The following is a 21209-nucleotide window of genomic DNA, read 5'->3' on the forward strand; positions in this document are numbered from 1 at the left end:
GCCCGCGGGTTCGCTCAACGAGCGCGAATTCCCGAGAGGAACACCCGCAGAACGTAGTCGGACACTTGTTCCGGGCCTTCCTCGGACCGGGAGACGGATCTGATGACCACGTTGTTGGCGAGTATCGTCGCCAGTTCACTCGCCGACGCCTCCGTACCGAAGTCGCCTCGCCGCTGGCCACGTTCGAGGATCGGGGTGAGCGCCGAGGGCAGCGGTAGTTGCTCCCGAATGGTGGTGACGGTGCTCGGCTGGTGAAACTGCTCGAAGCTCAGGGCCAGCAGCATTCCCGAGCTCATCGAGCGGTTGCGCGCGACGAACTCCGCAAGCCGATTGACCGAACGCTCCAGTGCAGCAATCGGTTCCACTTCCAGTCGGGCGTCGGCGCGCCCCAGCCGAAGGACGCGCTCGAACTCCGGCGTCAGTGCAGCGACGATGATGTCGACCTTGCTCGGGAAGAGGCGCTTGAGATCGGCAACGGTGAGCGAGGACGCTGTTGCGATGTCGGCGAGGGTGACCGAGAAGTATCCGTGCGCCGCGAACAACGTCTCGGTCGCCGCGATGACGTCGGATTCGATGTCGGCCCTCGAATGATCGAGAGCCTCGACAGCTGCAGGCGCGTCCGCCGGTCGTGCGGTGCGTTCACGACGATCAGAGTGAACCGGGTCCACAGCCCAGTCCAGCAGCGATTCGACGGCAGCGGACGCTCGAGACGTGGGCACCGTTCCCGGGCTGAGGGTTTCGCGGAAAGCGAGCCCGTCGAGCAGAGCGACGAGGACCGTGGACAGTGCGGTCACCGTCAGCGGCGTTCTCACCGAACCCCCGAGCTCACGCAGCTCGAGTCGGAGAGCGTCCTCGACGGCGTCGTCCATGGCGCCGAATTCGGGTGCCAGCGACGATCGTGCTCCGGCGTGGTCGGAGGCGATCATGGCGCCGATCATTCTCCTGCGCAGCAGGCCGGAGGTCAGTTGCTCGAAATAGGACGCGAGATCCGACGAGAGATGCCCTGCGTCGTCGGGCTTCGCGTACTGCAGGGTCACGTGCGCGAGCAGGTCCTCGACGAACGCTTCCTTGCCACCACGCTCCCCTGCACGGGAGGACCCGGGGTACGCATTGTGAAAAGTCTGATGCGACAGCCCGGCTTCTTCCACGACCGAGGCAATCGACAAAGACCTGGCCAGCACCGACATGTCGAGATCGGTCAGCAACCGTGAGCCCGCCCGGAGCAGTTGTTCGCGGGGTGTGGATTTCGGGCTCAACGACGACCGCCTACGGTGTTCGATCCAGTGGATTACGAACTATAGCAATGGTTCCGTCGGCCCCTGATTTTACAAGTGTGTAAAGCCAATTCGACAACTATCTCCAATGCAGTGCTCGGCCTCGAACCCTTTGGTGTTGTTTCATGTTTTCCGGCGTGGTCGGATGTTCGAAACACCCAAGTCGGACAGCGGGGTCGGATGCAATGCGAGTGACGAGTACAGGTCTGTCGACCACGACGATTCAGGCTCCGCCCGGTACCTCGATCCACCAGGCGCAGCGATTCGCGCCGCGCCGCAGTGCATCGACGGTGCGGGCCAGGACCGCCGCGAATTCCGGCACCGAGAAGCCCACCTCACCGCAGGACGCGTCGACGCTTGCCGATCCGGGACTCACCGCACGCGAAATCGCAGTCCTCGGTGCGTGGTTGCGCTGCGACTCCAAACAAGAAGTCTGTGCGGTTCTGCACATCGCGCTCGGCACGGTGAATACCCACCTGTCTCGAATTCGCGCGAAGTATGCCACGGTCGGTCGAGCGGCACCCACCAAAGCCTCGCTCGTGGCCCGGGCGCTGCAGGACGGCTTGGTCACCCTCGACGATCTCTGACCGACCTGCGCTGAGACGGCCCCGGATCACACCCGCCCTCGGTCGGCCCACGGGTCGCTGCGTCGCCACAGGGTCGGTAGTTCGAGGGCGATGCCGTCTCTTCGCGCGCAGGCGTCCAGCACATCGATCGAGGCAGACATGTCGTCGAAGGCGTACGCGAGCGCCTGCAGTGGTTCGTCCAGGGACCGAAAGAAGTTGTCCCAGTGCGTCAGGACCACGCGTCGGGCACCGACCGCCACGACCGTCTCCTGCCAGTACTGCTCGACGAACGCGTGCGGTCGGCGGCCGAGTTGTCCTATCGAGAGGTAGACCACGTCGGCACGGCGACCGTCGAGCATGCCGGACCGGAAACCGGCGCTGCTGTGGACGAGTGCGGTCCGGCCACTCGGAACGTGTTCGACGTGCATCGACCATGCCTCACCGCACCGGTACTCGCGCACCCGAGCCGGTTGGGTCAGTGGCCGGTCTATCGTTCCGTGCGCTCGATCCGGATACGAGTGGACCGATTCGACGAACGTGACGGCAAAGTTGCCGAGCGCCGTTGTCCCACCGTTCTCGACCACGACGATGCGGTCGTCCGGGAGGTCCGAACCCCGCCCGATGAAACCGGTCGAGGAACCGCCGACCAGAACGGCACCGGTGCGCAGCGCTACCGCCGCCGAGTCGAGTGCGTGATCGTAGTGCGAGTGAGCGCACAGCACAGCGTCGAGCGTGGTGATCCCTGCTCTGCGCAGGGCCGCATCGATGCGCTGCATGTCCGACCGCAGCGGTAGGGCAAGGGTTTTCGGAAGCGACGGTCGCGAGAAGAAGCCGTCGGTGAGGATCGCCGATTCGCCGTCGTCGAAGAGCACCGTGCTGACGCCGAGGAACGACACCGTCACCGGCGACCGCGGACCCGCCGACGCCGTGGTGGCGATCTCCGTCGGACCGGGCAGCGCGGGACGACCGATTCTCCTGGCCACTGTCACGCCTGCGCAGCGAGCGCGCGTCCGGCCTGCCGGCCACCGAAGATGCACCCACCCAGGAACGTTCCCTCCAACGAGCGGTACCCGTGCACACCGCCGCCGCCGAAACCGGCGATCTCACCTGCCGCCCACAGGCCGTCGATCGCGTGTCCGTCGCCGTCGAGGACACGACCCTGCAGGTCGGTTTGAATGCCGCCCAACGTTTTCCGGGTGATGATGTTCAGACGCACGGCGATCAACGGACCCGACTTGGGATCGAGGATCTTGTGCAGTGAGGCCGTACGGGCGATGCGCTCTCCGCGCGAACGACGCGAGTTGTGTATTGCGGAGATCTGCAGGTCCTTGGTGAACGGATTGTCGACCTCACGGTCGCGGGCCTCGATCTGCCGCTTCAGATCGGCGAGGTCGATCAGATCCTCGCCGGAGACCCTGTTCATTCCCTGGACGAGTTCGGCGAGGGTGTCGGCGACGACGAAATCCTCTCCGTTCTTCTTGAACGCCTCGACCGGTTCGCTCGCACCGGGCAACACTCGGCCGAGAACGAGCTTGAGGTTCTTTCCGGTGATGTCCGGATTCTGCTCCGATCCCGAGAGCGCGAACTCCTTCTCGATTATCTTCTGCGTCAGAACGAACCAGGAGTACTCGAATCCACTGTCCTGGATGGCTTTCAACGTTCCAAGGGTATCGAATCCAGGAAAGTTGGGAACAGGGAACCGTCGCCCACGCGCGTCGAACCACATGGACGACGGGCCGGGAATGATTCTGATTCCGTGGTTCTTCCAGATCGGATTCCAATTCTTGATGCCCTCGGTGTAGTGCCACATCCGGTCCTTGTTGACCAGGCGGCCACCGACTTTCTCGGTGATGCCGAGCATGCGGCCGTCGACGTGTTCGGGAACTCCCGAGATGAGGGACTTCGGGGCCGTACCCAACCGTGCCGGCCAGTTCTCGCGCACCAGGTCATGGTTGGCTCCGATGCCGCCCGCCGTGACGAGCACGGCTCCGGCACGCAGCTCGAACTCGCTCACCTCCACGCGGGTACTGCCAGAACCTCGCTCCGCGGAACTGGGTTCGAGAACTGCACCGCGGACTCCCTCGACCGTTCCGGCGCTGACGATGAATTCGTCGACGCGGTGGCGAAAACCGAAGCGCACCAACCCTTTGTCGGCGGCCTCACGCACACGACGCTCGAACGGTGCGACGACTCCTGGCCCGGTTCCCCAGGTCAGGTGGAACCGCGGAACCGAGTTTCCGTGTCCCTCGGCGAGGTAGCCACCACGTTCGGCCCACCCCACGATGGGTACCCAGCGCACACCCTGCGCGTGCAGCCAGGACCGCTTCTCCCCCGCCGCGAAATCGAGGTACGCGCGCGCCCACTGGTGCCCCCAGTAGTCCTCGCCTGCGGGATCGTCGATGCCGCGGTCGAAGGTCGCGGTGCCGAGCCAGTCCTGCCACGCAAGCTCAGCAGAATCCTTGATGCCCATGCGTCGCTGCTCCGGAGTGTCGACCATGAACAGACCGCCCAGTGACCAGAACGCTTGACCGCCCAGGTTCTGCTCGGGCTCCTGGTCGAGGAGCAGCACCCGCTTTCCGGCGTCGGCCAGTTCGGCGGTCGCCACCAGTCCGGCCAAGCCTGCACCCACCACGATCACGTCTGCGTCCATTGCCCCACTCTTCTGCTCGACCGACTGTCTCCCTCGACTGTGCTGTCGTCGGTGCAGGAACTCAAGGAAAGTTGCTCCAATGACGATACGGCTTATCAGTCACTGATAAATGTGAGACGATGCCGCGGTGTACCGAGCCAGGGCCGCGGTGGTAGCCGAGATCGAAGCCGAACTGGTCGCTGTGGTGGCGTCGGCAGTGCAGGGCGTACGGGATGCGATCCCGGTCTATCGCAACCTGCACGGTCCGCAGTTGGCGGACGTCGAGGCGATCGCCTACTGGTCGTTGCGTCGCCTGATGACGTTGTGGGCGGGCGGCGACCCCGCTATCGACGAACGCGATCACAGTCGATTCCGCGCGATCGGCGCCGCTCGCGCAGCCGACGGCCGGCCGTTGGCCGACGTGCTGAGAGCGTACCGAGTCGCGTCGAGCGTGTTCGTTCGGCACGTGGCGACGAAGTACCTCGATGCGCTCGATCCACCGGACATCGCCGATCTCAGCCTGGGCGTGCTCGACGCCATCGACGCAATATCCGAGGAGATCATCGGCGCCTACATCGTTGCGCGCGAACAACTCACATCCAATCGGGCGCAGGCTCACGCCCTCTTGCTCGACGACCTACTTGCAGGCAGACACAATTCGCCAGGAGCAGTGGCCGATCGCGCCCGCGAACTCGACCTCGAACTGCCGAGTCACCCGAATCTGCTGGTGGTGGAGCCGACCAGCGCAGGCAGATCACTGACCGACGACACCGTCGAATCTCTCGTTCTCGCATTGGGACTCGCACCGCCCGATCGCACCGCGCCGTCGACGACGACGCGGAATCATCTGTGCACCCGGCGCGAGCAGCGGGCGATCCTGCTGCTGCCGTCGACGATCGGTCGCGCCCAGGTCGACGTAGCATGTCGAGCGAGCGGTGTGCGTGGATGCCTGGTGGAGCGATCGACCGTAGCCGGTGTCGGCAGCGCGTGGAGACTCGCGTCGGAGGCTCTGGACACTGCACCGGATCACGCGTTCGACGGTCGTGCCGTGCTCGACACCGGTGACGGGCAGTTGCTGGCACTGTTGACCGCGCGGCCCACCGCGGACACGAGCGAGGTGGTGCGTACCGTTCTCGGCTCGCTCACCGAGTCGGCGAATGCGCACATTCTCGAGGGGCTTTCGGCCTTCATCGCCGCCGGCACCGCAACGGCCGCCGCGTCACAGTTGCATGTACACCCGCAGACTCTGCGCTACCGACTGCGCCGAGCCCAGGAACTGACCGGCCGGGATCCGCGATCTGCGTGGCATCGACTCGCGTTGGACACTGCGATTCAACTGCGGCAACTCGGGTGATCCGGTGTTCAGCAATGCCGGGCACATCGAAAACCCGGACACCCATGCATGAATCTTTGCGCGGTCTCGTCCACCTGAATGGGACAGTGATCGAGCGATTCAGTTGATGTTCCACGACTCGACAGCATCGAGTCGCCGGCCGTCGGAATCGTACGTGTAGAAGCCCTCTCCGTCCCCGAGGCCTGTCTTTCCCGCGTCGATACCCTTCTACAGCATATCGGCGAATTCGACTTGATCCTCGACACCGCTCGCGCGCGCGATGTGTGCTGCGACGTTGAAGCCGACCGTGTCGTATATCTGGAACGGACCGGCGGGAGCCCCGGTGGCTATTCGCCACACGTTGTCGATGTCCGCCGGATTGGCAACCCCGCCGACGTAGAGGTTGGCTCCTGCTTGCAACAGCGGAATCAAGAGACTGTTCAACACGTATCCCGGAACTTCCTTTCGGACCGGAACGGGAACGAGACCGATCTCCGAAGCGAAGTTCAAAACTGTATCGAAGTAGACGGGATCTGTTGCAGCAGTTGCCATCACCTCACCTGTATTGTACCGCCACACGAGATTGGCGAAGTGCAATGCAAGAAATTTTTCCGGCCGCCCGGTAGCCTCTGCAAAACTGCTGGGCAGTAGCGACGACGAGTTGGTCACGAAGATAGTTCTCGGCGGGGCCGACGCGGCGATATCCGACCAGACATTTCTCTTCAGCTCGAGATCCTCCGGAACTGCTTCGATCACCAGGTCGGCGTCCGAAATGGCTTCCGCGACGCTGGTGGTGGTCGTGATGGATTCGATGGCCTCGTCGAATCGCGCCTCGTCGAAAGTCTTCAGGTCACGCTTGTAGTATCCGCGCATCCATTCCCAGCGATCCGGCAGTTTGGCCAATAATTCGTCTGAAATATCGTATCCAACAACGGTTTTTCCGTGGTACGCAGCCTGCATCATGATCTGTGAACCGAGCACTCCAGTTCCGAATACGGTCACTTTCTCAACGTCGATCATGGACGACACACTTCCCATTCATCGAGTCACTGGTTTTCCCGCTCTGCACGTTCTACCGCTGACCATGGAACCACCGCCTCGGGGTCCAACAACGGATCGACTCGCTGAACGAGCGGTCGAGTCTCCCCGAGGAGCTGCTGGCCGGCGAAGGAGATCGAGCGCGCTCCCCAAGGCAGCGGCATGGCCAACTGCCCAGGGTGTCACCGATACTGTCGGTTGTATCCGTATCCGGTGGCCCTTCGCCGCCGTCCGTGCAGGATTTTCGACACTATCGAGGAACCGACGCAGTGAGCAGACAGACACCGCACCGACGACGAAAGCCGGACACCGTGGCCTTGTGGTCCGACCGCCTGCTCCCCCGACTGATCGACGTCGTGCTCGACGCGTCCTACGTACACCGCTTGCGGGCCCGCGCCCTCTCCGGGCTCAGCGGCGACGTCGTGGAGATCGGGTTCGGCTCCGGCACCAACGTTCCGGTGTACCCGAGTGCGGTGACGTCCGTCGCCGCCGTCGAGCCGTCTCGCGGCGCGCGGCGTCTGGCAGCCGACCGCATTGCTGCGTCATCGATTCCGGTCCATTTCGTGGGACTCGACGGACAGTCGCTTCCCCTGCCCGACAACAGCTGTGACGCTGCGGTCAGCACGTTCACGCTGTGTACTGTGCCCGACCCCGCTCGTGCACTGCGCGAGATCGGACGCGTGCTTCGTCCTGGCGGCAAGTTGTTCTTCCTCGAGCACGGTCTGTCCCCGGACCCCCGCGTTGCCGCGTGGCAGCGTCGCCTCGACGGCATCGAGCAACGCGTCGCCGGCGGATGCCACCTCGTTCGCAACGTCCCCGAATTGGTGACGGACGCCGGCTTCACGATGGAGAAATTGGACACCGACCGGCTACCCGGGCCACGGCTGCTGCGCCCGTGGGGACATCTGTCCCTCGGGGTTGCCGCTCTACCTGTCCGATGCCGAGGTCGATGAGCGAGCGGCTGCGTGCCACACAGTTGGTGCCGTCGCGGGTGTGTGCGCGGGTGCAATTACCGCTCCATCGGATCGTCGGCTGACGCATACTCGATCGATGGCTGTAGATCCCCGCGGAAAAGACCTGAAGCGCTATCTGGAAGAAGACCCCGGTGGGCCTGTGGTGATGCTCAACCTGCTGCGGTTCGCCGACGGTGGCCGCGATTCGTACGCAGAATATGCGAAAGCACTGGACGAGACGTTCCTTCCGCGCTACGGCGCGACGGTGCTGTATGCGGGCGACGGCTCGACGGCATTGGTAGCCGACGACGGTCAGGCCTGGGATGCGGTCCTGCTGGTGCAGTACCCCTCGCGCAAGGCATTCAGCGAAATGGTGGCCGATCCCGACTATCAGGCAGTGACGGCACTGCGGACCAGCGCGTTGAAGGAGGCGGTTCTACAGGCCACCGTTCCGTGGTCGTGAATCCGGGGCTCGCTGACCGAATTGCTCGGTCACTCAGCAGGGGTTCGCATACTCAATCTGTCGTGAGCAACCGACTACGGAACAGATCGAGTACCTGATCCAGCGCCTCCCGTGTCGGCTCCCCCGGCTCGTCGATCAGCCCTTCGGTGACGACCGAATGCGGTGGTCCAAATGCTTCCGGGTTGAAAGAGGAGTCGGGCAGTTCCACCGAGACGAATGCGTCGCCGAGCTGCTCGCGCAGCCATTGGAATCGTGCGGGCGGGCACATCTTGTCGCCTTCGAAACGCATTCCCAGGACCGTGAGCTCCCCTGCTGCACAACGACTTTTCACCTTGTCCAGGTCGCCCGGGGTGATGTCGATGGATCTACCGCGAGACTTCGATGCCGCGAACGGAAGTGAGGGCTGCGAGAGCACCGGTGCGATCAGTCGATCGTCCGCCGCCATGGCGAGAGCGAATCCTCCGGTGAAGCACATTCCGATGGCACCGACGCCTGGTCCGCCGCAGCGCTCGTGCTCCTGCTCTGCCAGAGCGCGCAACCACACCACGATGCGCGACGATTTACCGGTGGCGAGGATGGTGAATTCTCGACTGATGCACGCCGGCACCATGGCACGCGACATGGTGGCAACGGTGCCGAGCGCTCCCAGTGGCGCGGCCAGCGGATCCTTGCCGTCGACTCCGAACAGGTGCGGAACGACGGCCGTACAACCGATTCCGGCGACAGTTCTCGCGAAGTCCGCGACCCTGGGAGTGATGCCCGGCATTTCCGACATCACGATCACAGCCGGCCCGGTTCCGATGCGATACACGGGCGCCGTCCGCCCGTCCGCGGTGAAGTCGGTTCGCTCGAAGTCGGCCAGCGTGTCATCGGTCATGGGAGTGCGTCCTTCTGCCAGAGGTCCACCGCGCCGAGCCGACGCATGCCGTCAAAGCTAGATCATCGGATGGACCACGGCGAGAACACCGCGGTACCGCCCCTCACCGCGCACCAGAGGGTACAGCGGCCCGACCGAGACGCCGATGATGCGGATGATCACGAAGCGGCCGAGTCCGCGATGATCGCCACGCCCAGCACGACGAACAGCGTTGCGCCTGCCGCCACTCCGGCCAGACTCGCAGCCGGCGCACCTGCCCGACGACCGATCACACTTGCCGCGACGTCGAGGACATCGATCGCGATCCCGGCCTCCACCGCTGCTTTGCGAACGTCTGCGGATGGGTGGTGCAGCGCCATTCCCAGCGCGAGATCGCGGACTCCGAACAGGCGCGTCGCCACCCCCGCACTTCCGACTTGATGCATGGGTCCGAGGCCGAAGGCACGCCACGAATGTGCGGGACTCGCCCACGAGATCAGTCCGGCGGTCGATCGCAGAACCGACAGTGCGAGCAAGGGAGTCGAACGTGTACGCATGACGTCTCCTTCGAGTTGTAGTGGTCACTACAACAAAGGTACCTGTAGTGACCACTACGATCAAGGTGTGGTCAAGAAACACTCACGCGAAGAGATGCTGTCCGTGGCACTGGAGGCCGCCCTGGAAGACGGCCTGAGCCGCTTGACCTTCGGCAGACTCGCATCGCGTTTGAAGATCAGTGATCGCATGGTCGTCTACTACTTCCCGACGAAGGACGAGCTCGTCACGTCCGTTCTGTCGGTAGTCGGAGATCGACTGCAACACGTGCTGGCCGCGGCGTTCTCGGTGCCGACGACCGACCACCGCTCACTCGTCGCGACGGCGTGGCCTGTGGTGGCCCAGCCTGAGTGCGATCCGCTGTTCGGGCTCTACTTCGAGGCCATCGGACAAGCAACAGCAGGAATCGAGCCCTACAAATCCGTGGCCTCGCACTTGGTGGAGGGCTGGATCGAATGGCTCGGCGGCTTCGTCGTCGGGGACCAGGACTACCGACGCAGAGAGGCTGCCGCTGCCGTGGCTGTGCTCGACGGCCTTCTGCTCATGCGTCTGCTGGGAGGCAGTGACCTCGCCGACACGGCATCGACGTCACTGCTCGATCACCGATAGATCCACTGGGGCAGAGCGGGTTCAGGACGTCACCGGTTCTTCGATCGGCGTCTGGAACGACCACAGGTGCCCCTCCGGATCACGAACGCCGTACTCCCTGACGCCGTAGGGCATGTCGGCGGGCGCGTAGTCGATCGCTGCCCCGGTTGCGGCCACTCGAGCGTGATGGGCGTCGACGTCGTCGATCAGGACCGCGAGCGAGGCGGTGACCATGCCGTTGGTCAGGGGAGAAACCATTCGATGTTCAGGAGCTTCGCGGTGCAACCAGACAACACCGTCACCGGCGTGAACCTCTCCGTGGACTGCTCGGTCACCGTCGTATTCGATCGGTCCCGGAGCCAGCCCCAGCACGTCGACGAGGTAGGAGTGGGCCGCTGCGATGTCGCGGTAGACCAACAACGTGGTCCGACCGGTCACCGCAGGCTCTTCGGTCGACAGGCACGAGAGTAGATCCAACAGCGCGTCGTCGCCGAGAAGAGCACCGTGCAGTAGTCGGTCCTCGACCGCACGAACCCGTTCGCGAACCCGAGCAAGGTCCGCCATCCGACGGTCCAGGTCTGCCAGATGTTGCCGAGTCAGGTGCTGGAAATCCGCCACGTCCGGATCGACATCGGCGAGCGGAGTTCCCAATTCTCGGAGCAGTCGAATACGGTACAGCCGATCAATATCTCCTCCGTCGTACCGACGCCTACCCCCTCCGTCTCGGTCCGGAGCGAGCAAACCCAGTTCCTCGTAGTACCGCAACGTGCGTTCGGTGACGCCGGTTCGACGCGCGACGTCACCGATTCCCCAGGTGATCGAACCTTTGCTGTTCATGAACCAGACGGTAGAACCTCACGTCGCGTCAGGAGCAAGATCTGCCGTGGTCGGATCACACGTCCTCGAGTCGAATTCCCTTCGTTTCCTTCATGAAGAAGCACGCGACACCGGTCAAGGCGGCCAGGAACATGATGTACACGCCGAACACCCAGCCCAGATCGAGGCCGAGGAAGAGTTGGTTGAGATAGGGCGCAGTTCCGCCGAACACCGCTACCGAGAACGAGTAGGCGAATCCGATCGCCTGCGTGCGGAGTCGGGTGGGAAAGCTCTCCGACAGTGTCGACGAGAGAATCGAAGCCGGGACTGCGATGACGAGCAGTGCGACCGTGGACGGGAGCAGCAACGTCCACCACTGCGTCGAGATCATCATCGTCAGCGGGATCTGCAGAACGAACATCGATACGGCGAAGGTGGCAAGCATCGGCCGGCGACCGATCGAATCCGAGAGACGACCGAAGAACGGCAAGGACACCAACGCAATCAACTGAGCGATGACGAGCATCCAGTACGCGGTGTCCGGATTCATTCCACGCTGCGTGATGGCGAAGGTCGACACGTACGAAGTCCAGGTGTAATGCGCCGCTGTGATTCCCGACGTCATCCCGATCATCAACACGATTGCCTTGACGACCGTCTTTCGTGCGATCGGTGCCTGCTTCACCTTGTTCTGCTCCGAATCGAAGACGTCGCTCTCGTCCATGTTCTTTCGCAGGTACAACGCGAACAGTGCCAGAAGTGCGCCGAGCAAGAACGGGATACGCCAACCCCATTGGCCGACAGCCGATTCGGACAGTGTCGAGGTGATGACGCCACCTACCGTGTATGCCAGCGCCGAGCCACCGAAGATTGCGACGAATGCAACGCTTCCCCACATCCCGCGTCGGTTCGGTGGCGCGATCTCGCCGACGTACGAGTAGGCCGTCGCCGACTCGCCGCCGTGCGCGAAACCCTGCATGACGCGTGCGAGCAACAGCAGTACCGATGCCCAGGCCCCGATGGCCCCGTAGGTGGGCATGATGCCGATCAGCAGGCTTCCGGCCGCCATCATCAGCATGGTGGTGACGAGAACGAACTTGCGCCCCTTCTTGTCTGCGATCCGGCCGAACACGATGCCGCCGAGCGGGCGCATCAGGAATCCGACGGCGAACACCGCCAACGTGGACAGTAGGGCCGAGACCGGATCGGTCTGGCTGAACATCGCCGCGGCGATGAACGGTGCGAAGACCGCGTAGGCGCTCCACTCGTACCACTCGAGTACGTTGCCGATCGTGCTGGCGAACAACGACCTCTTCCGCGAGGAGATGTCCGGTGTCGAGCGGGTGTCGCGGGGTGATCCGACGGTCATGAGGTTCCACTTTCGCTCGAGTGAGTCTGTGCTGAAACAGGTTTGAGTGCTGCGCGGCGAATCTTGCCGGTCTGCGTCTTGGGCAGCTCGTCGATGATGTGTATGTCTTTCGGACGTTTGTAGGCAGCGAGCCGATCGCGCGCGAAGGCCATCAGCTCGTCCGTGGTCACGGCCGAGCCACTGCGGACCGACACGTACGCGACGACCGATTCCCCCTGATAGGCGTCGGGACGACCGACCACGGCTGCCTCGAACACCATCGGGTGCTCGTAGAGGGCGTCCTCGACCTCCCGGGGCCAGACCTTGTATCCGGAGACGTTGATCTGGTCCTTCAGCCGGTCGACGAGATAGACCCACCCCTGTTCGTCGATGATCGCCACGTCTCCGGTGTGCAGGCGACCTTCGGGCATCGTCGACGCCGACGCCTCCGGGTTCTGCCAGTAGCCCGAGACCACCTGCGGCCCGGACACTTCCAGCTCGCCGGCGACTCCCGGCTCGGTGGGTAGCCCGGTGGGGTCGAGGGTGCGCAGCTGCACGCGAGGAAGCGCAAGTCCGACGGACAACGAGCCACTCGACGCGTCCACCGGTGCCCGGAGTCCGGGCGGCACCGCGATCACGCCTGCGGTGGTCTCGGTCATTCCGTATGCATTGTGGATGTAGCACCCGAACTTCGCCTCGAACGCGGAGACGGTGGCCGGAGGAATGGGCGCACCGCCCGAGTAGAGCGCCTTGACCGAGGCGAAATGTCTGCGGTCCACGCCCGGGCTCTCGGAGATCGCGTTGAACACGGTGATGGACCCGATGGTGTAGGTGACCCGATGCTCGACGAACGCGTCCAACGTGACGCCTGCGTGGAAGCGGTGAGCGAACACGAGCAAGCAGTCGCGCACCAGAGCCACCGCAGCGTCGAGCATGGCCCCGGTGATGTGGAACAGCGGGGCGACGGCGAACACGACGTCGCCGTCCTCCATTCCCACACGCTCACCGAAGTCCGTGGCTGTCGCCAACGCGTTGGCGTGCGAGATCCGAGCACCCTTGGGCGGCCCCGTGGTTCCGGAGGTGTAGGCCAACAGCGCAAGATCGTCCGGCTGCGGTGCGAATTCGTCCATCACGCGACCTCGGTAGGCCTCGACGAGGCCGAGCAGGTCGTTCTCGGGCGTCGGCATGATGCGCGTCGTCGCGTCGAACACACGCGGATCGTTACGAGTCTGTAGATCCAGTCCGCTGGTGCTCACGAAGAACCGAATCGTGCTGCCCTGCAACAAGGTTTCGAGCGCGACGAGATCCGACTCGTCGCACACGAGGGCGACGGGCTCCGCGTCGTCGAGCAGGTGGCGCAGTTCTCTGTTGCGGTACATCGGATTCAGGATCAGAGCCACGGCGCCGATCTTCCACAGCGCCAAGAACGTCAGGGCGTAGTGGGGAACGTTCTGCAGATAGATGCCGACGCGGTCGCCGCGGGTGACTCCGCGGTCCACGAACGCGGCGGCGAGAGCGTCGGAGGCCTCGTCGACCTCGCGGGCGGTGAGGACGCCATCGAAGTACGCCAGCGCGGGCCGATCGGGCGACCGGAGCACGCGGGCACGCCAGGCATCGAGGATGGTGAGGGGCATCGAGGACTCTTTCGATCGAACGTTGGCCTGGCCGAGATGGACCGACCGAGCACTCGCTCGGTCGACACTCCGTAGTGTTACGGATCACAGAACAAGTGTCAACCGGGTGCTTCCGGGACCACACCCGCCGCCCGGCCATCTACGGTGGGCGCATGACCGCGACCTCCACCTGGCGAACGTACGAGGGCTCGAACCTCTCCCCTGCCTTGTCGTCGGCGTTGAACACGTTCGTGGAACAGGGCTACCACGGCACATCGGTGCGGCAGATCGCGGCGGGAGCCGGACTGTCGGTTCCCGGTCTGTACCACCACTTTCCGTCGAAGCAGGCTCTACTGGTCGGCATCATGGACGCGTCGATGGACGAGCTGTTGGAACGAACTCGATCGGCAGAGGCCGGTGCCGGCTCGTCGCCGAGTGACCGTTTCGACGCAGTGGTCGAATCCCTGCTGCTGTTCCACATCCACAGGCGCGACGCCGCCTTCGTGTGCTCGACGGAAATCCGCAGCCTCGATCCGGCGAATCGCGACGCCTACATTTCCAAACGCGACGAGGAACAGCGGCTGCTCGACGCGATCGTCGCCGCCGGTGTCGATGCAGGCCTGTTCGACACTCCGCACCCGAGGGATGCCAGTCGAGCCGTCACGACGATGTGCGTCGGCGTCGCCACCTGGTACCGCCCCGACGGGCCACTGCCTCCGAGCGAGCTGGTGGCGGTCTATCTCGACATTGCTCGTCGTACGGTCGGAGCAGCGACCGGCGAGTAGGAGTAGCTGCCCCGGACTCCTTGACCCGACCGAGCGATTGTGTCAACCTTCCAGAGACCGAGCGAGTGCTCGGTCGGTACCGGAATGGGAGCGCATCGTGGCCATCGATCTGACGTACGACCCCGACATCGAGAAGCTGATCGATCGGACGCGCACGTTCACCCGCCATCACGTGCTTCCCATCGAAGACCGATTCCTGGGCAACATCGCCGACGCCGGTGGCGACGAGCTGCGCATCGAGATGCAAGCGGCCGCGAGGGACGCGGGCGTGTTCGCGCCGCACGCGCCGGTCGAATACGGCGGTCACGGACTGTCGATGAGCGACCGCGCGCCGGTGTTCGAGGAAGCAGGCTACTCGCTGTTCGGCCCGATCGCCCTCAACCTCGGTGCCCCCGACGAGGGGAACGTCCACATGCTCGCTCACATCGCGTCGGCAGCGCAGAAGGAGCAATTTCTCGCTCCGCTCGCGCGCGGCGACATGCGGTCTGCTTTCGCGATGACCGAACCCGCGCCGGGTGCCGGTTCCGATCCCGCGGCACTCACCACCGCCGCCGAGCGGGTCGAGGGCGGCTGGAAGATCAACGGACACAAGTGGTTCATCACCGGCGCCGACGGTGCAGGCTTCTTCATCATCATGGCCCGCACCTCCGGCGCGCCCGGTGATCGCGGCGGGGCAACGATGTTCCTCGCCCCCGCCGACACCGCGGGCATCAGGGTCGGCCGGCACATCGGCACTCTGGACAAAGCGATGATCGGCGGTCACTGCGAGGTGTTCTTCGAGAACGTGTTCGTGCCCGACGAGAACGTGCTCGGGGCCGTCGACGAGGGATTCGCCTACGCCCAGGTGCGTCTGGGGCCCGCCCGCATGACGCACGTGATGCGCTGGCTCGGGGCCTCCCGCCGTGCGCACGATATCGCCGTCGCGCAGGTGGCCAGGCGTGAAGGGTTCGGCGGAAAGCTCGGCGATCTCGGCATGGTGCAGAAGATGGTCGCGGACAACGAGATCGACATCGCCGCCACCCGCGCGCTCCTGATGGTGGCGTGCTTCGAGCTCGATCGAGGTGGGCACGCGGGCAACGAGACGTCGATCGCGAAGACGTTCGCGGCCGAGGCCATCTTCCGCATCGTCGACCGCAGCATCCAGATGTGTGGTGGCCTCGGGGTGTCCGACGATCTCCCACTGGCCAGGCTCTCACGCGAAGTGCGCCCGTTCCGCGTCTACGACGGCCCGTCCGAGGTTCACCGGTGGGCCATCGCCAAACGGACGATCGGTGCAGCCAAGCGCGCAGCGCGGGAGGCACAGTCGTGAGCGAACTGCCGGGCATGAATCGCGAGGCGCTGGAACGGTTCCTGCGAGGCAACGGCATCGAGGTCGACGGAGAACTGTCGGTCGAGATGATCAGCGGTGGCCGATCCAATCTCACCTACAAGGCGTACGACGACTCCTCGACCTGGGTCGTTCGCCGCCCTCCCACCAGTGGGCTCACGCCCTCGGCGCACGACATGGCCCGCGAGTGGGCCGTCACGGAAGCCCTTGCATCCACCGATGTTCCGGTTGCCACGACCGTCGCGTTCGATCGGGACGGTTCTGCGCTGGGTGCGCCCATGACCGTGGTGGAGTTCGTCCCGGGTCGAGTCGTTCGTAGCCGCGAGGATCTTGGCGATCTGACGGATGCACAGGTCACCGAGAACGCCGCCGAGTTGGTCCGAGTGCTCGCCAGGCTGCATGCCGTCGACCCCGACGCCGTGGGCCTCGGCAGCTTCGGCCGACCCGACGGGTTCGTCTCGCGGCAGGTCGCCACGTGGGCTCGGCAGTGGGAGCGAGTCAAGACTCGCGACCTGCCCGATGTCGAACGATTGCATCGTGCGCTCGAAGCGGCAGTACCGGCAGGATCTGCGTCGTCCATCGTGCACGGTGACTATCGGGTCGACAACACCATTCTCGCCGTCGATGACGTCGGTTCCGTTGCTGCGGTGGTGGACTGGGAGATGTCCACGCTCGGTGACCCCCTGACCGATGTTGCTCTGATGTGCATCTACCGCCAACCGGTCTTCGATGCAGTCCTCGGCGCCGACGCTGCGTGGACGAGCGATCGGTACCCCTCCGCGGCCGACCTCGCGCAACACTATGCAGTGGAATCCGGTCGAGAACTTCATGATTGGGGCTTCTACCTCGCCCTCGCCAACTTCAAGCTCGGAGTGATCGGCGAGGGAATCACCTACCGCGCGCTGTCGGGCTCCGACACCGGGGCCGGTGCAGGCAAGGCCGCGGAGGCCACCGGGGAGTTCGTCGCAGCCGGGCTACGAGCACTCGCAGGAGCCACCGACTGACGCGGAACCCTCTGTCAAGCAGGCTCTCTCATCACGCCGACATGGCGGACGGTACCCGACACACCAGGAAGCTCGCGAGGCTCGGACCAGGTGTTCAACCCGTCCGTACTGTCGGAGTAGAAGTACTTCCGGTTGGTGTAGTCGTCGTAGTACAACCGCCATGTGCCGTCGGGCAACTCGATGACCGCCGGACCTTCTTTCAGTGGTCCGAAATCGCGGGTGGGAACGACGGTGTACGGCCCGATCAACGACGGTGCCGTCCAATGCTCGATGACCTTGTGGGTCTCGTTCTTGGTGAATGCGTGGTAGGTCGGCCCCAGTTTGACCACCGTGGTGTCGATGTGGTCCGCTCCGATGCCGACGAACGGAACCGGGAAGCTCCACATCCTCAGGCCCGGATCCATGGCCGTCATCAGATACGGCACGAACCCGCCTCCGGTCGACAGCGAGACGATGATGCTCACGCGGTCGCCCTCGACGAACCACTCGGGTGCCCATGCCTTCGTGGTGAACGGAGACAATGACGGTCCGTCCGCGAAGCCGGCCGATCCGCTGAATCCGGGAGGGCTGGCCGATCCGGTACCGGCTCCGGTGCCCGGCAGGAAGGCGCAGCAGAACGGGATCGGGAAGTTCTGCAGGAAAGTCCAGTTCACGCGGTCACTGCTGCGCGCGAAGCCGACGTTCGCGCCGCCGCCGGTCGTGTACGTCGCGTAGTACATCCCGTCGGTGTGCCGGAATATGCTCGCATCGCGTACCACCCCGGACGGAGGTCGGTAGGCCGATGTCTGCAGTGCTGTGAAATCGGTGCCGTCGCTGGACTGGTAGACATCCATGTCTCGATCGCTGTCGTTGCTGAAGGCCACCATCGTGTAGCGCCACGCGGAGGGTGCAGCGGCACCGGTTCCTGCAGCGGAGAACAGCAGTCCGGCGACAGCCAGGATCACCATCGGTACGACGAGCAGGAACCTGCGCACGGTCGATATCACCGAAGCAGTATGTCCGACGCATACGCACCATGCGTACCTTTGGTAACAGATACAACAGATTGCTACCGATGTTGTTATGAATGCGAAATGTACTGAGTAACGGGCTTGGCCTGGTACATCTCGTGATCGGCATCGTCGAGGATGTCCAGAGCACTTCGAGTGTCGTCACGGTCGACGGTGACGACACCGATGCTCGCCGCCACCGTCAACACCCGCCCCGCGGTCGTGATGGGTGTGGCGAATTCGGCACGAACATCGTCGGCCTCGGTACCCACACAACGCGAAACGACCGCCACGAACTCGTCGCCCCCGATACGACCCACGAAAGCATCGGCCGGGAGAGCACGCGTCAGACGGTGTGCGACCACCCCCAGGACGGCGTCGCCGACGGTATGACCGTGCAGATCGTTGATGGTCTTGAAGTTGTCGAGGTCGATGAACAGAACGGCCATGGAGTCCTCGCGATCGGGCTTGGCCAGCTGTTCGTCCAGGCGAGCCAGGATCAACGGCCTGTTCGGCAGACCGGTCAGGTCGTCGTGCGTCGCTGCATGCTCGAGCTTCATGCTCATCCGGTAGGTGTCGGTGATATCGACGAACGTCGCCACGACGGAGGGGTTCGGGTCGCCCGCGGTGAGCATCGTCGCCGTCAACGACAGCCAGAAGTTCCGGCCGTCCCGGCGACGTTCGATCCCGATCACCGCCTGGCAGGGCTCGCCGGTTTTCCTGGTGACGGCGACGGGATGCTCGAACGGGTGGATCGGCCCTTCGTCGGTGCCGTACACCCGGAACGGAAGAACCGACGCCTGTCCTGCAGTCGGCACTCCGACCTGGATGTCCAGAATGGTCTTCGCAGACAGATTCGCCGATTCGATTCGGCCGGTGTGATCGAGAACGACGACACCCGCCTCCAGAGATTCCACGACCGCGGTGAAATGATCCTCGACTCTGCGCACGGCACTCTGGTCGGCACAGACCAGTACGTAGCCGTCGGGCATCTGGGCGGCGGACACGATCACCGCGAGCGCGGACCCGTCCGCACGCCGATGGGAATCGCACAGCCTCCCGCCCACAGCGAGAATCGCGGCCGGATCGCATGGCACCCCGACGGCCGTCGAGACCTCACGACCGAGCACGTCCGCTGCCGGTCGCCCGTAGACCGACTCCGCAGCAGGATTCCAGCTCGACACCAGACCGTCGGCGGACACACCGATGATCGCATCGCTGACGTGCTCGACCAGCGCGGCTTGCTTCTGCAGCGCCTTCTGCGCGGCCTTGTGTTCGGTGAGGTCCCGAAGAATGACCTGGTACGCCGGCTCTCCGTTCCACACGGTGCGCACCGATACCGCTTCCATCGTCAGCGTCGTCCCGTCGAGGGCCAGCACCGTTGCTTCCGACGCGGCGCTGGCGGCGCCGTGAGAGTCGAGGGCGGAGATCCGTTCGAGCATGGGGCCGACCGATTCCGCGGCGATGAACTTCGTGATCGGATGCCCGATGACGTCCGCTGCATCCTCGGCACGCAGATACCGCATCCCGGCGGGATTGAGGTAGACGAGGATGCCTCGTCGATGTACGCCGATCGCGTCCGGTGAATGCTCGACGAGAACCCGGTAGCGATCGGCGAGACCGGGCGACGCGGGACGCGATCGAGGGTCGTCGACGTCATCACGCTCCCCTGGAACCATGCTCGGTCCTCGCGATCGTAGACGGACGGTCAACAACCGATTGAACCACTTACCAACGTGCCGTTGGCGACTCACGTCCGTTTCGGACTGTATGTCCCGCTTTCCGACTGGACCTGATGCCGGTTTGGGGGGCTAAATCAAGGAGCGAGCCGAGTCCGGTTTCGCGAACCTCGAAAGAAACGGATTTCCACGATGAGCTCTCATGGCATCGACATCACCGGGATCGGCGCACTGTCCGGCTACGGCTGGGGCGCATCCGCCTTGTGGGACGGCCTGTCCACGGGCAAAGCGGCGGCCACGCTGCACCACGACCTCACCCGACCGGGCCAGAATCCGGTCTGGTTGGCGAAGGTCCCCGACGGCGGGGACCGGAGCGAAGGCACCAGCCGATTCGGACGGGCACTGCGCGGGGCAGCGCGGGAGGCAATCGACGACGCGATGGCGCGGGGCTGGCAGCCCGGCCGACGAGTGGGTCTCATCCATGCCGTCGTCCTGGGTGAAGTGGACGAGTGGCGCAACTTCTATCTGCGCGACGGCGGAGAACGCCGTGTTCGTGACTATCTGACGCTGATGCCGTCCACCCCGGTGTCCCTGCTGATGCAGGAATACGGCTTTCACGGCCCGGCCATGAACGTCTCGGCGATGTGCGCGTCGGGCAATGCGGGTCTGCTCACCGCCAAGATGTGGCTCGATACCGGGTTCGTCGACGACGTGGTGTTCGTCGCCACCGATCTGTCCCTGACTCCGGAGAACATCGACCACTTCGTCGAGCTCGGCGTCGGTGTGGTCGACGTGGAGCCGCAGGATGGCTGCCGACCGTTCCAGGAAGGCAGCCGCGGGTTCGGAATGGGCGAGGCCGCGACGGCCTTCGTTCTGTCGACGCGCAGTTCGGCCTCGTACGCACGGGTGCTCGGCGGCTCGATGACACACGACGCGTTTCATGCCACGTCGATCGACCCTGCGCTCACCCAGGTGCGGGCCTGCTTCGAGCAGGCGTTGGTCGACGCGGACGTCACTGCCCAGCAGGTGCGGTATCTCAACGCCCACGGACCCGGCACCGCACAGTGCGATGCGGCAGAAACCACCATGTTGGAGACGGTGCTGGACTCCCACGCGCAGGTGTATTCGGTGAAGCCGCTGACGGGACATTGCCAGGGCGCGGCGTCGGCTGTCGAAACCATCTCTGCGGTCATGGGATTCGAGCGCGGACTGGTTCCTGCTGCCCCGCAGGTCTCCGATGCCCATCCCCTGCTGCTCGACGGATTCACCACTGCCGAGCCAGGGTTGACCATGAAATCGTCATTGGGAATGGGCGGACACAACTCGGTGGTGGTACTGGCTCCTGCATGAGCTGCATTCGTCGAGCCGGCAGCCCGCGTATCGCAGGCGGCCG

Annotated in this window: 20 protein-coding genes; 9 read left to right on the forward strand and 11 right to left on the reverse strand. The window is 64.5% G+C overall.

Going from position 1 to position 21209, the window contains the following annotated elements; all coding sequences use genetic code 11:
- Positions 1-14 precede the first annotated feature (14 nt).
- Complete coding sequence (locus ABZ677_RS07410; protein WP_358367888.1) at positions 15-1256, reverse strand: TetR family transcriptional regulator; 1242 nt, start codon at positions 1254-1256, stop codon at positions 15-17.
- Between the two features lie 209 nt (positions 1257-1465).
- Between ABZ677_RS07410 and ABZ677_RS07415 the strand changes: the two genes are divergently transcribed.
- A complete protein-coding gene (locus tag ABZ677_RS07415) occupies positions 1466-1861 on the forward strand; it encodes a LuxR C-terminal-related transcriptional regulator (protein WP_358367890.1) in 396 nt (131 codons plus the stop codon).
- Between the two features lie 26 nt (positions 1862-1887).
- Here the strand turns inward: ABZ677_RS07415 and ABZ677_RS07420 are convergent, their stop codons facing one another.
- The gene (locus ABZ677_RS07420; RefSeq protein ID WP_358367893.1) at positions 1888-2823 is read right to left on the reverse strand and encodes an MBL fold metallo-hydrolase; all 936 of its coding nucleotides are present in this window, start codon (positions 2821-2823) and stop codon (positions 1888-1890) included.
- Between the two features lie 2 nt (positions 2824-2825).
- Positions 2826-4490: an FAD-binding dehydrogenase gene (locus ABZ677_RS07425; protein ID WP_358367896.1), complete on the reverse strand. Its 1665-nt coding sequence runs from the start codon at positions 4488-4490 to the stop codon at positions 2826-2828.
- Positions 4491-4617: 127 nt separating this feature from the next.
- Here ABZ677_RS07425 and ABZ677_RS07430 point away from each other — a divergent pair, with 127 nt between their 5' ends.
- Complete coding sequence (locus ABZ677_RS07430) at positions 4618-5823, forward strand: helix-turn-helix domain-containing protein (RefSeq protein WP_358367899.1); 1206 nt, start codon at positions 4618-4620, stop codon at positions 5821-5823.
- A gap of 207 nt (positions 5824-6030) precedes the next feature.
- Here ABZ677_RS07430 and ABZ677_RS07435 read toward each other — a convergent pair whose 3' ends face one another.
- Positions 6031-6822 (reverse strand): 3-hydroxyacyl-CoA dehydrogenase, encoded by a 792-nt coding sequence (locus ABZ677_RS07435; RefSeq protein WP_358367902.1) that lies wholly within the window; start codon positions 6820-6822, stop codon positions 6031-6033.
- A gap of 287 nt (positions 6823-7109) precedes the next feature.
- Between ABZ677_RS07435 and ABZ677_RS07440 the strand changes: the two genes are divergently transcribed.
- Both ABZ677_RS07440 and ABZ677_RS07445 read left to right on the forward strand, forming a co-directional pair.
- Entirely contained in the window at positions 7110-7793 is a 684-nt protein-coding gene (locus ABZ677_RS07440; protein ID WP_353955432.1) for a class I SAM-dependent methyltransferase, read from the forward strand.
- Positions 7794-7890: 97 nt separating this feature from the next.
- A complete protein-coding gene (locus ABZ677_RS07445; protein WP_037192341.1) occupies positions 7891-8256 on the forward strand; it encodes a DUF1330 domain-containing protein in 366 nt (121 codons plus the stop codon).
- Between the two features lie 52 nt (positions 8257-8308).
- Here ABZ677_RS07445 and ABZ677_RS07450 read toward each other — a convergent pair whose 3' ends face one another.
- Both ABZ677_RS07450 and ABZ677_RS07455 read right to left on the reverse strand, forming a co-directional pair.
- Positions 8309-9133, reverse strand: coding sequence for a dienelactone hydrolase family protein (locus tag ABZ677_RS07450; RefSeq protein ID WP_358367906.1), 825 nt, complete (start codon positions 9131-9133; stop codon positions 8309-8311).
- Positions 9134-9291: 158 nt separating this feature from the next.
- Entirely contained in the window at positions 9292-9669 is a 378-nt protein-coding gene (locus ABZ677_RS07455; protein WP_358367908.1) for a hypothetical protein, read from the reverse strand.
- 67 nt (positions 9670-9736) lie between these two features.
- Here ABZ677_RS07455 and ABZ677_RS07460 point away from each other — a divergent pair, with 67 nt between their 5' ends.
- Positions 9737-10276 carry a TetR/AcrR family transcriptional regulator gene (locus tag ABZ677_RS07460; RefSeq protein ID WP_358367911.1) on the forward strand — a complete coding sequence of 180 codons (540 nt, stop codon included), beginning with the start codon at positions 9737-9739 and terminating at the stop codon, positions 10274-10276.
- Between the two features lie 21 nt (positions 10277-10297).
- On the opposite strand, the gene ABZ677_RS07465 is transcribed toward ABZ677_RS07460, so the two are convergent.
- From ABZ677_RS07465 to ABZ677_RS07475, 3 genes are read right to left on the reverse strand one after another with little or no spacing between them, the layout of a single operon-like run.
- Positions 10298-11092, reverse strand: a complete 795-nt coding sequence (locus tag ABZ677_RS07465; RefSeq protein ID WP_358367914.1) for a MerR family transcriptional regulator — start codon at positions 11090-11092, stop codon at positions 10298-10300.
- 55 nt (positions 11093-11147) lie between these two features.
- A complete protein-coding gene (locus ABZ677_RS07470) occupies positions 11148-12440 on the reverse strand; it encodes an MFS transporter (RefSeq protein ID WP_358367917.1) in 1293 nt (430 codons plus the stop codon).
- Entirely contained in the window at positions 12437-14053 is a 1617-nt protein-coding gene (locus ABZ677_RS07475; RefSeq protein ID WP_358367919.1) for an AMP-binding protein, read from the reverse strand. The genes ABZ677_RS07470 and ABZ677_RS07475 overlap by 4 nt, the downstream gene beginning before the upstream one ends.
- Before the next feature lie 152 nt (positions 14054-14205).
- Between ABZ677_RS07475 and ABZ677_RS07480 the strand changes: the two genes are divergently transcribed.
- From ABZ677_RS07480 to ABZ677_RS07490, 3 genes are all read left to right on the forward strand, one after another.
- Entirely contained in the window at positions 14206-14817 is a 612-nt protein-coding gene (locus ABZ677_RS07480) for a TetR/AcrR family transcriptional regulator (RefSeq protein ID WP_037192353.1), read from the forward strand.
- 97 nt (positions 14818-14914) lie between these two features.
- Positions 14915-16126: an acyl-CoA dehydrogenase family protein gene (locus ABZ677_RS07485; protein WP_037192355.1), complete on the forward strand. Its 1212-nt coding sequence runs from the start codon at positions 14915-14917 to the stop codon at positions 16124-16126.
- Positions 16123-17148, forward strand: a complete 1026-nt coding sequence (locus ABZ677_RS07490; RefSeq protein ID WP_358367922.1) for a phosphotransferase family protein — start codon at positions 16123-16125, stop codon at positions 17146-17148. The genes ABZ677_RS07485 and ABZ677_RS07490 overlap by 4 nt, the downstream gene beginning before the upstream one ends.
- A gap of 14 nt (positions 17149-17162) precedes the next feature.
- On the opposite strand, the gene ABZ677_RS07495 is transcribed toward ABZ677_RS07490, so the two are convergent.
- The gene (locus ABZ677_RS07495; protein WP_358368576.1) at positions 17163-18095 is read right to left on the reverse strand and encodes an arabinofuranosidase; all 933 of its coding nucleotides are present in this window, start codon (positions 18093-18095) and stop codon (positions 17163-17165) included.
- A 113-nt stretch (positions 18096-18208) separates the two neighbouring features.
- Entirely contained in the window at positions 18209-19816 is a 1608-nt protein-coding gene (locus ABZ677_RS07500; RefSeq protein WP_358367925.1) for a diguanylate cyclase, read from the reverse strand.
- 192 nt (positions 19817-20008) lie between these two features.
- On the opposite strand from ABZ677_RS07500, the gene ABZ677_RS07505 reads away from it, so the two are divergent.
- On the forward strand, positions 20009-21166 hold the full coding sequence (locus ABZ677_RS07505; protein WP_358367928.1) for a beta-ketoacyl synthase N-terminal-like domain-containing protein: 1158 nt from the start codon (positions 20009-20011) through the stop codon (positions 21164-21166).
- Positions 21167-21209 lie beyond the last annotated feature (43 nt).

The organism is Rhodococcus sp. NPDC006774 (assembly GCF_040636045.1).
Classification (GTDB): Bacteria; Actinomycetota; Actinomycetes; order Mycobacteriales; family Mycobacteriaceae; genus Rhodococcoides.